Source organism: Streptomyces sp. NPDC058964 (assembly GCF_042741275.1).
Classification (GTDB): Bacteria; Actinomycetota; Actinomycetes; order Streptomycetales; family Streptomycetaceae; genus Streptomyces.
The window spans coordinates 1-10104 of sequence record NZ_JBHYKH010000329.1; the positions used below are offsets into that span (position 1 = coordinate 1).

General features: G+C 71.4%; 8 protein-coding genes and 1 pseudogene. 5 read left to right on the top strand and 4 right to left on the bottom strand.

Features of this window, described 5'->3' with window-relative positions; translation table 11 throughout:
* A partial coding sequence (locus ACFW2E_RS31415) for an alpha/beta fold hydrolase (protein WP_384470555.1) occupies positions 1 to 259 on the top strand: 259 nt, incomplete at its 5' end.
* On the opposite strand, the gene ACFW2E_RS31420 is transcribed toward ACFW2E_RS31415, so the two are convergent.
* Entirely contained in the window at positions 256 to 1671 is a 1416-nt protein-coding gene (locus tag ACFW2E_RS31420; RefSeq protein ID WP_384470558.1) for an amino acid permease, read from the bottom strand. The genes ACFW2E_RS31415 and ACFW2E_RS31420 overlap by 4 nt on opposite strands.
* 208 nt (positions 1672 to 1879) lie before the next feature.
* Positions 1880 to 2062, bottom strand: a pseudogene (locus ACFW2E_RS31425) (LysR family transcriptional regulator); the annotation flags it as partial.
* A 106-nt stretch (positions 2063 to 2168) separates the two neighbouring features.
* Here ACFW2E_RS31425 and ACFW2E_RS31430 point away from each other — a divergent pair.
* The gene (locus ACFW2E_RS31430; protein ID WP_384470561.1) at positions 2169 to 3419 is read left to right on the top strand and encodes an MFS transporter; all 1251 of its coding nucleotides are present in this window, start codon (positions 2169 to 2171) and stop codon (positions 3417 to 3419) included.
* A gap of 154 nt (positions 3420 to 3573) precedes the next feature.
* On the opposite strand, the gene ACFW2E_RS31435 is transcribed toward ACFW2E_RS31430, so the two are convergent.
* Positions 3574 to 4062, bottom strand: a complete 489-nt coding sequence (locus tag ACFW2E_RS31435; protein ID WP_384470564.1) for a universal stress protein — start codon at positions 4060 to 4062, stop codon at positions 3574 to 3576.
* Between the two features lie 89 nt (positions 4063 to 4151).
* Between ACFW2E_RS31435 and lysX the strand changes: the two genes are divergently transcribed.
* Positions 4152 to 7430 (top strand): bifunctional lysylphosphatidylglycerol synthetase/lysine--tRNA ligase LysX, encoded by a 3279-nt coding sequence (lysX, locus tag ACFW2E_RS31440; RefSeq protein ID WP_384470567.1) that lies wholly within the window; start codon positions 4152 to 4154, stop codon positions 7428 to 7430.
* 88 nt (positions 7431 to 7518) lie between these two features.
* Positions 7519 to 8361, top strand: coding sequence for a polysaccharide deacetylase family protein (locus tag ACFW2E_RS31445; protein WP_384470570.1), 843 nt, complete (start codon positions 7519 to 7521; stop codon positions 8359 to 8361).
* A 30-nt stretch (positions 8362 to 8391) separates the two neighbouring features.
* Here ACFW2E_RS31445 and ACFW2E_RS31450 read toward each other — a convergent pair whose 3' ends face one another.
* Positions 8392 to 9063 (bottom strand): class F sortase, encoded by a 672-nt coding sequence (locus tag ACFW2E_RS31450; protein WP_384470573.1) that lies wholly within the window; start codon positions 9061 to 9063, stop codon positions 8392 to 8394.
* 334 nt (positions 9064 to 9397) lie between these two features.
* Here ACFW2E_RS31450 and ACFW2E_RS31455 point away from each other — a divergent pair.
* Positions 9398 to 10104 (top strand): hypothetical protein (locus tag ACFW2E_RS31455; protein ID WP_384470576.1); only part of this gene is annotated, 707 nt, incomplete at its 3' end.

Consider the following 10104-nt stretch of genomic DNA (forward strand, 5'->3'; position numbering starts at 1 on the left):
CGCCAAGCACACCCCGGACGAGGAGAACCACCACGTGCCGATGACCGGCACCTGGTCCCGCGTCCCGAAGATCGACGTACCGGTCCTCACGGTCAACGGCGCCCTGGACGCGCCCGACCTGATCGCCGAGGCGGAACGGCTCGCCCGCACGGTCCCGGACGGCCGTTCCGTCGTCGTCGAGGGCACGGCCCACTACCCCAACATGGAACGGCCGGAAACCTACAACGAGATCGTCTCCGGCTTCCTGGCCGGCCTCTAACCCCGCCGTGCCAGCTCCGACTTCCGGTACGAGTACCCGAAGTAGATCACCAGGCCGAGCGCGAACCACACGGCGAACCGCGCCCACGTCTGCCACTGCAGGAACGTGATCAGCCAGATCGAGAAGACGATGCCCAGTGCCGGCACGAACGGCATGAACGGCGTACGGAACGTGCGCGGCAGGTCCGGCTGCCGGTAGCGCAGCACGATCACCGCCGCGCACACCACCACGAACGCCAGCAGGATGCCGATGTTGGTGAGTTCGGCCGCCTCGCCGATCGGCACGAACCCGGCGAGGACGGCCGACGCCACCCCGACGATCCAGGTGACCCGCGTCGGCACGTGCCGCGTCGCGTGCGTCTTCGCGAACCACGCGGGCAGCAGGCCGTCCCGGGACATGGAGAACCACACCCGGGTCACGCCCAGCATGAACGTGAACATCACGGTGAGGATGCCGATGATCGCGCCCACCGCGATCACGTCCGCGAGGCCGCTGAGCCCCACCGACTTGAACGCCGTCGAGAAGCCGCTCTCCGGGTCGATGTCCGTGTACGTCTGCATGCCCGTCAGCACCAGGCAGGCCGCCACGTACAGCACCATCGAGATGGCCAGTGAGGAGATGATCGCCTTGGGCATGTGCCGCTGCGCGTCCTTCGACTCCTCGGCCGCCGTCGACATGGCGTCGTACCCGAAGACCGCGAAGAACACGGTCGCCGCACCGGTGAACGTCCCGCCGACCCCGTACGGGAAGAAGGGATGGTAGTTCGAGGTGTCGATGTGGAAGACGCCGACGCCGATCACCACCAGCACCACCAGCACCTTCAGCGCCACCACGAACGTCTCGAAGCGGGCCGCGCTGCGGATGCCCTGGTTCAGCAGCCAGGCGATGAGCAGGCACAGGATCGCGGCGAACAGGTCGACCCGGTGGCCGGGGCCGGTTCCCGGCGCTCCCAGCATCCAGGCGGGGAGGTTGGCACCCATCTCCTCGACCAGGAACCCGAAGTACCCGGAGATGCCGATCGCCACCACGGCCACGATCGCCGTGTACTCCAGCAGCAGGTCCCAGCCGATGAACCAGCCCGCGAACTCGCCGAGCACCGCGTACCCGTAGGTGTAGGCCGAACCCGCCTTCGGGATGAGCCCCGCGAACTCGGCGTAGGACAGCGCGGCCGCCGCGCTCGCGAGTCCGGCGATGAGGAACGAGATGACCACCGCGGGTCCCGCCACACCGTTGGCCACCGTGCCCGCGAGCGTGAAGATGCCCGCGCCGATGATGCCGCCGACACCGATCGCGGTCAGCTGCCACAGCCCGAGCGACCGGTCGAGCCGGGGGCCCTCGGTGATCTCCGTCTCCTCGATGTGTTCGATGGGTTTGCGCCGGAGAATGCCCTCACCCATGCGCAACTTCGCCATCTTCCTCACCTCTTCGCCGACGGGAAACGGCTGACGGCGGATCATGATGGCTCAGTGGCCTCCCTCACGGAAGACGCCACGCATGGTCTCGGCCCACGCGGGCGTCCAGGTTCCGGCGCCGCTGGGCGAGGGCCGGGTGGGATGCGCACGGAGCGCGGCGAGCGCCGGATGCGGGTTGGCGGCCTGCCGCAGAAGCGGGTGCGGGTACACCGGCGACCGTGTGCCCGGCCCCGCGCGGGGTCCGGGCGAACAGCCGCACACCCGGCTCCCTCTCCAGCGCGGCGGCACGCTGGGGCACGGCCTGCTGGGTGACCGCCGGCTCCACGGCGGCCTCCTGGAACCGCCCGGCGTCGACGACGGCGACGAAGGTGCGCACGGCCTTGAGATCCACGCCCGATCGTAGGTGTACAACCAATGGTTGTGGCCGCGTGTGCGTCGGTTGTTTGAAGTGCGGGCATCCCCCCGCTTTCATGACCTGGGGCAACGGGAGGTTGTGCATGCGGGCGGGGCAGGTGTTCGGGTGGCTGTGGGCCGCGTACACGGTCAGCGTGCTCGGTACCTGGCTCGCCTTCGACGCCCTTCCTCTGATCGCGGTCGTCGTGCTGCACGCCGGACCGGCAGAGGTCTCGGCGCTGGCCGCCACGGGCCTCGCGGCGGGGGCGGCGCTGGCGGTGCCGCTCGGGCCGTGGGTGGAGTTCCGGCGCAAGGGGCCGGTGATGGTCGCCATGGACCTCGTGCGGTGTGCCGCGATGCTGAGCATCCCCGCCGCGTTCGCGCTCGGCGGCCTCGGCTTCGCCCAGCTCCTGATCGTCTCCGTCGTCGTCGCGGCGGCCGACATCACCTTCAACGCCGCGTCCGGAGCGTTCCTGAAGGCCCTCGTACCGCCCGAGGACCTGCTCACCGCCAACGGCAGGCTCGAGTCCACGACCTGGATGGCCACCGTGCTCGGTCCGCCGCTCGGCGGTGCCGCGATCGGACTGTTCGGCCCGGTCACGACGGTCGCCGCGGACGCGGTCAGCTATCTGCTCTCGGCCCTGGGGATCCGCCGGGCCGGCGGGCGTGAGACGCGTCCGGTGCGCACGAACGTCTCCCGGCCCGGGGCGGGCGGCCTCCTCGAAGGCTGGCGGTACATCCTGACCAGCCCGGTCCTGCGCCCGCTGTTCCTGAACACGTTGCTGGTCAACGGCCTGATCATGGCCACGGCTCCGCTGCTCGCCGTCCTCATGCTGGGCGATCTGGGCTTCGCCCCCTGGCAGTACGGCCTCGCCTTCGCACTCCCGTGCCTGGGCGGCCTGGCCGGCTCACGGCTGGCCCGCCCGCTCGCCGCGCGGTTCGGGCGGCACCGGGTCCTGCGGAGCGCCGGCACACTGCGCGCCTTCTGGTCCGTCGGCCTGGGACTCGTCCGGCCCGGCACCCCCGGCCTGCTCCTCGTCATGGCCGTCGAACTCGGCCTGATCTTCTGCTGCGCCGTGTTCAATCCGGTCCTCGCCACCCACCGTCTCGACCAGACCCCGGCGGACCGGGTCACGCGCACGCTCTCCGCCTGGTCGGTCACCAGCAAGGTCGGCACCGCGACCCTGACCGCCCTGTGGGGCGCACTGGCCGCCCTCACGGGCCCCCGCACCGCGATCACGACCGCCGGACTCCTCCTCCTGGCGACTCCCCTCCTGCTGCCCCGCCGAGAACACCACTCACCGGCACCCGCCCCACCGACCCCGGCGGACGCACCGCCGTCACCGGCCGGATGACCATGGAGCCGACGACGAGCGGCGGCACCGTCACCGCCCGGGGCGGCCCGCGTCCTCAACGGCCGGACCGGCGCCCGGCTGGGGGGCGGTCCGGCACGGGGTCACCGTGTCCTGCGGGTGCTCCGCGGCCGCCGGCCGCGTGGTCACCCGTTCGTCACGGCACCACCGTCACCGGCCAGCGTCCCGCCTTCACCAGGCGGATCGCCACCGAGCCGATGATCCTGTGGCCCGCCTGTTCGGAGGCGCCGACGACCACCGCGTCCGCCTTGAGTTCGTCGGCCGCCTTGACCAGGCCGTTGTAGGGGTCCCCGCGGAAGGTGTGGAACTCCCAGCGCACGTCGAATATCCCCTTGAGACGCTGGGCCGCCTCCCGGATCTGCCCGATCAGGTCCTCGGCGATCTCGTCGGTCGTCTCCGCCACCGGCGCCCCCATGGCCGCGCCGGCCGTGAGCATCGGCTGCACGTACACGACGGCGAGCAGCGCGTGCTGCCGCCGGGCCAGCCCACTGGCGTAGGCCGCGGCGCGCAGCGAGGAGTCGGAACCGTCCACGCCGACCACGATGACCTTCGGTCCGTCCGTGCCGCGCTCGAACCGGTGCTCGTGCTGTTCGTCCTGCCCGTGCTGCCCGTGCTGTTCCGTCACAGCCGTGAGGCTATCGGAACACCCCGCTCCGGTCGCTGTACGGACCGCTCGACGAGCGAGCCGCCCGGGGCCTTCCTACAGTCGGAACCATGAGTGCCACCGCGGAGGCCGCCAGGGGGAAGGACGCCGCGGGCCCGATACGGCCGCCCGAGGGCGGTTTCCTCAGCCACGTGCCCGAAGGCTTCGCGACCTTCTTCGGCGCCCTCGGCCTGCTGTGCGCCCTGCTCGCGTTCATCGCCCCGCTGCGCGTCCTGCTCCGCCCGCTCGTCCGCTTCCTCGACCTGCTCATCGTGCCGGTCAGCGCCAACCTGGCGTACGCCGTCTTCCTGTTCCTGCTGGCGGCCGCGACCGGGGCGCGCAAGAACGTCGCCTGGTGGCTGGTCGTCGTCTACCTGGGCCTGCTCGTCCTCGGCGGCATCCTCGGCGTCGCGATGGGCCAGTACACCCAGTCGCTCCCCTCCCTGGTGGTGTGCGGTCTCGCGCTGGTCCTGCTGGTCGTGGCCCGCAAGGAGTTCTACGCCGCCTCGCGGCGCGGAGCCGTGTGGCGGGCGCTCGCCGTCCTGCTCGTCGGCCTCGCCGTGGCGATCCTGGCCGGCTGGGGCCTGGTCGCGCTCTTCCCCGGCACCCTGCCCCAGAGCCAGCACCTGGCCTGGGCGGCCGACCGGGTGTGCGGCGGCCTCGTCTCCGACCGCTCCTTCGACGGGCGCCCGCCCCGCCCCGTCACCTTCCTGCTCGGCCTGTTCGGCGCCCTCGCGCTGCTGAACGCCGCGGCCACCCTCTTCCGCTCGCAGCGTCTGGAGGCCGCCCTGCACGGCGACGAGGAGGCCCGCATCCGTGCCCTCCTCGAGGCGCACGGCGAGGACGACTCCCTCGGCTACTTCGCCACCCGGCGCGACAAGGCCGTCGTGTTCTCACCCACCGGCAAGGCCGCGGTCACCTACCGCGTCGAGGCCGGCGTCTGCCTCGCCAGCGGTGACCCCGTCGGCGACCCCGAGGCCTGGCCGCACGCCATCGCGGCCTGGCTCGACGTGGCCCGCCGCCACGCCTGGGCCCCCGCGGTGATGGGTGCCTCCGAGTCCGGCGCCACCGCCTACGCCCGTGCCGGACTGGGCGCGCTGCAGCTCGGTGACGAGGCCATCGTCCACGTGCCCGGCTTCGACCTCGACGGCCGCGACATGCGCGTCACCCGTCAGGCCGTGCACCGGGTCAGGCGCACCGGTGCCACCAGCCGCATCCGCCGCCACGACGCCCTCACCGAGAGCGAGATGGAGGAGGTCGTCGACAAGGCCGACGCGTGGCGGGACACCGAGACCGAACGCGGCTTCTCCATGGCCCTGGACCGGCTCGGCGACCCGGCCGACGGCGACTGTCTCCTGGTGGAGGCCAGCGGCGACGACGGCCGGCTCCTCGCCCTGCTCTCCTTCGTGCCCTGGGGCAGGGACGGCGTCTCCCTCGACCTGATGCGGCGTGACCGCAGCGCCCCCAACGGGGTCATGGAGTTCATGGTCGCCGAACTCTGCGCCGCCGCGCCGAAGCTGGGCGTGCGCCGGATCTCCCTCAACTTCGCGGCGTTCCGCTCGGTGTTCGAGGAGGGGGCCCGCATCGGCGCCGGACCGGTCCTGCGGCTGTGGCGCCGGCTGCTGCTGTTCTTCTCCCGCTGGTGGCAACTGGAGGCCCTGTACCGCTCGAACGCGAAGTACCACCCCGAGTGGTACCCGCGCTTCATCTGCTACGGCGACACCGCCGCCCTCGCCCGCATCGGCCTGGCCTCCGGAATCGCCGAGGGCTTCGTCTCCGTACCGTCGCTGCGCAAACTCTGGGGAAAGGGGCACTCGAAGGCCGGGCAGCGGCCCACGACCACCGAGGGACTGCCGCCCCTGCCCGAGCTCGGTCTCGACGGAGGGGACGAGGCCGGGCCCGCGGCTCCGGACGCGGGCCTGCCCGAACAGGTCCGCGTCCGGCACCGCAGGCTCGACCGGCTGCGCGCCGAGGGCACCGACCCCTACCCCGTGGGGATCCCGCAGCCGACCCACATCCTCGCCGAGGTGAGAGAGGGCGAGGAGGTCACGGTCGCCGGCCGGATCATGCTGGTCCGCGACTTCGGCGGCATCGTCTTCGTCGTCCTGCGCGACTGGTCCGGCGACCACCAGCTCGCCCTCACCCGCACCGGCTCCGGCCCCGCCCTCGACCGGTTCACGGCCGACACCGACATCGGCGACCACATCACCGCCACCGGCCGGGCCGGCGTCAGCGACAAGGGCGAGCCGACCGTCTTCGTCACCTCCTGGCAGCTGACCGGCAAGTGCCTGCGCCCCCTGCCCGACAAGCGCCGTGGCCTGGCCGACCCCGAGGCCAGGGTCCGTATGCGCTACCTCGACCTGGTGGCCAGCCCCGACGCCCGCGACGTGGTCCGCGCCCGCTCCACCGCCGTACAGGCCCTGCGCCAGGGCCTCCTCGACCGTGGCTACCTGGAGGTCGAGACCCCGATGCTCCAGCAGATCCACGGCGGTGCCAACGCCCGTCCCTTCACCACGCACATCAACGCCTACGACCTCGACCTCTATCTGCGGATCGCCCCCGAGCTGTATCTGAAGCGCCTGTGCGTCGGCGGCCTGGAGAAGGTCTTCGAGCTGGGTCGCACCTTCCGCAACGAGGGCGTCTCCCACAAGCACAACCCCGAGTTCACCATGCTGGAGGCGTACCAGGCCTTCGCCGACTACGACGTGATGCTCGATCTGACCCGCGAACTGATCCAGGGCGCCGCCGTCGCCGCCTTCGGCCGCCCGGTCGTCCGCAAGGACGGCGAGGAACACGACATCTCCGGGCCCTGGCCGGTCAGGACCGTGTACGGCGCGGTCTCCGAGGCGCTGGGGGAGGAGATCGGCCCCGGTACCGCCACCGACACCCTGCGCAGGCTGTGCGACCGGGCGGGCGTGCCGTACACCCCGGACGACGCGCACGGCGATGTCGTCCTGGAGATGTACGAGCGCCTCGTCGAGGAGCGGACCCGGCTGCCCACCTTCTACAAGGACTTCCCGACCGAGGTCTCCCCGCTCACCCGGCAGCACCGCACCGACCCGCGGCTCGCCGAACGCTGGGACCTGGTCGCCTTCGGCACCGAACTCGGCACCGCCTACTCCGAACTGACCGACCCCGTCGAGCAGCGCCGCCGCCTCACCGCCCAGTCCCTGCTCGCCGCCGGGGGAGACCCCGAGGCGATGGAACTCGACGAGGACTTCCTGGACGCCCTGGAGTACGCCATGCCGCCCACCGGCGGACTCGGTGTCGGCGTCGACCGACTGGTCATGTTCCTCACCGGCCTGACGATCCGGGAGACGCTTCCCTTCCCTCTGGTGCGCCACCGCTGACCCGGCCACTGGGCCGACCGGGTGTTTTCCCGCCGCCACACCGGTGGCGCTGTGGTGCGCCGGAGCCTCGTGGGGCGACTGATGAGTCATGCAGAAGGATCAGTTGCTCACTCGGCGCGGGCTGCTGCTCGCCGGCGCCGCCGTACTGGGCGCCGCCGGGGCGGCCGGACTGCTCGCTTCGGGCACGGACGAGGAGTCGGTACGCGCGGCGGCGCCGCCCCTCGCGGGCGGCCCGCAGGCGCGCGCCGCGCTCAAGCCCTCCGCCTACCGGCTCCAGCCCCTCACCGGCGACGGACCACCGCGCGCCCGGCCCGGCAAGGTGGCGGTGCGGGACGAACCGATCCTGGAGATGCCCGGACGCGGGCGCGTCATGGTGCTGACCTTCGACGACGGACCCGACCCCCGCTACACGCCCGACATCCTGGACACCCTGGACGAGTACGGCGTCCGCGCGATGTTCTTCGTGTGCGGGGAGATGGCCGTAGACAACAAGGAACTGCTGGCCCGGATGGCCGACGTCGGGCACATCGTCGGCAACCACACCTGGACCCATCCGCTGCTCACCCAGCTCGACCGCGGCGAGATCCGCTCCGAGATGGTGCGCACCAGCGATGTCATCGAGGACGCCTACGGGGAACCTCCCCGGTGGTTCCGGGCGCCCTACGGGGCCTGGAACCGCGCGGCGTTCCAGCTGGGCGCGGAGATGGGGATGGAGCCGCTGGCCTGGACGGTCGACAGCCTCGACTGGACCACCCCGGGCACCCGCACCATCATCGACCGGATCGAGCACGGCGCCGCCCCCGGTGTCGTCGTGCTCTCCCACGACGCCGGGGGCGACCGTTCCCAGAGCGTGCGGGCGCTGCGCCAGTACCTGCCGTATCTGCTGGACTCCGGCTACCACATCACCGTCCCCCGACGGCGCACCACCTGACCGGGCCGCCGCCCAGCCCGCCGGCGCCGCTCAGCGGACCTTGGCCAGGCGGGCGAAGACGACGACGTTCCCGTCGTAGCCGTGCTGCTTGGAGAATCCTCCCCCGCACGTGATGACCCGCAGTTCGGGCGTGCCCTTGGAGCCGTAGACCCGGTCTCCGGGGAAGTTGCTCTTCGCGAAGACCTCGATGCCGTAGATCTCGAAGACGGCCGTCTTCCCGTCGGTGCGCGCGACCTCGATGCGGTTGCCCTTCTTCAGGGACCCGAGCGCGTAGAACACGGCCGGGCCCTTCGTGTTGTCGACATGACCCACGATCACCGAGGTTCCCTTCTCGCCGGGCGAGACGGCGCCGGTGAACCAGCCGGCCAGGTTCGGGTCCTCGGGTGGGGGCGCGGTGACCCAGCCATCGGTGTCGAGGCCCACGGGCACGACGGGCGCGTCGACCCGGATCGCGGGGATCCTGACCCGGTCGACGGTGGAGAACGGCAGGGCCTGGGGGTTTCCGGGGACGGCGGGGGCGGAGACACGGCTGTCCGCGGCCGCTGCCTGCGCGGGCTGCGGCGGGCCGACGTCGAACTCCCCCGAGCCGTTCCGAATGAGCGCGAGCCCGGTGAGCAGAACAAGCGCTATGGCGCCCCAAGGGGCCCGCTTCTTCTTCCGGTCCTCCTCTTCGGCAAGCAGGGCCAGCTCGGACGCAAACATTCGCCATCCCCTCTCGACGTGGCCGTCGCCACGTCAATCGCGCATACGAGAACGCTAAGTCCCGAATCCGCGACCGGCGACGGGGTGGATGGCGAACGGGTGGCCCGGAACCCATTTGGTGCGCCATCCGAGTTGCGGCGGACAGGAATTTTTCTGACGGCTCGTGACCTGCGGTGATATCCGATTGTGCGCTTTTCCGAAGGCGTGTCCGCTCACCAGGACGGACCATTCTCGAAATGCGGGCGTGTTCCGCGCGTCTGAGGGTCTGTCATGGAGGTGCTTTCTCGCCGATAGACCGGGGACGGTTCCCGGGGTGCCTCCCGCGGAGGATCACATGAGGAACACACGCGCCCTGGTGGCCGCGGCCGCGACGGCCGCCGCCCTCGGGCTCGCCGCCCCCGCGGCCGTCGCCGACGGCGTGGGCAACCCGGGCGGTCCGAGCAGCTCCGACGTGAGCGGTGTCGGCGGTGTCAGCGGTGTCGGCGGTGTCGTCGTTCCGGGTGGCCAGGGCATCAGCGGCTTCCCGAACGGGGTCCCGAACAACGGGTTCCCCAACAACGGCGTCGGCAACAACAACGGGTTCCGGCCGAACAACAACAACGGGGTCGGGAACAACAACGGGGACCGGGACCGGCCCGGCGACAACAACAACTTCGGGAACAACGGGTACCCCAACAACAACGGGGTCGGGAACAACGGCGGCAACAACGGGGTCGGGAACAACGGAGCCAACAACGGGTACCCCAACAACAACGGGGTCGGGAACAACGAAGGCAACAACGGGGCCAACAACGGAGGCAACAACGGAGGCAACAACGGAGGCAACAACGGGGCCAACAACGGAGGCAACAACGGGGCCAACAACGGAGGCAACAACGGGGCCAACAACGGGGCCAACAACGGATACCCGGACAACAACATGGGCGGATCCGCGCGGAACATCGTCGCCTCGCCCGGCTCGCTCGCCCCGGGCGGACGGCTCAGCGTCGGTTTGGACGGCTGCCGGGGTGGTGGCACGGCGTCCTCGCGCGCATTTCGTAC

Excerpts from the sequence above, each read along its gene's own strand:
- lysX (WP_384470567.1), top strand. The coding sequence starts at position 4,152 with ATGAGTGCCACCGCGGAGGCCGCCAGGGGGAAGGACGCCGCGGGCCCG.
- ACFW2E_RS31430 (WP_384470561.1), top strand. The coding sequence starts at position 2,169 with ATGCGGGCGGGGCAGGTGTTCGGGTGGCTGTGGGCCGCGTACACGGTC.
- ACFW2E_RS31445 (WP_384470570.1), top strand. The coding sequence starts at position 7,519 with ATGCAGAAGGATCAGTTGCTCACTCGGCGCGGGCTGCTGCTCGCCGGC.
- ACFW2E_RS31450 (WP_384470573.1), bottom strand. The coding sequence starts at position 9,063 with ATGTTTGCGTCCGAGCTGGCCCTGCTTGCCGAAGAGGAGGACCGGAAG.
- ACFW2E_RS31420 (WP_384470558.1), bottom strand. The coding sequence starts at position 1,671 with ATGGCGAAGTTGCGCATGGGTGAGGGCATTCTCCGGCGCAAACCCATC.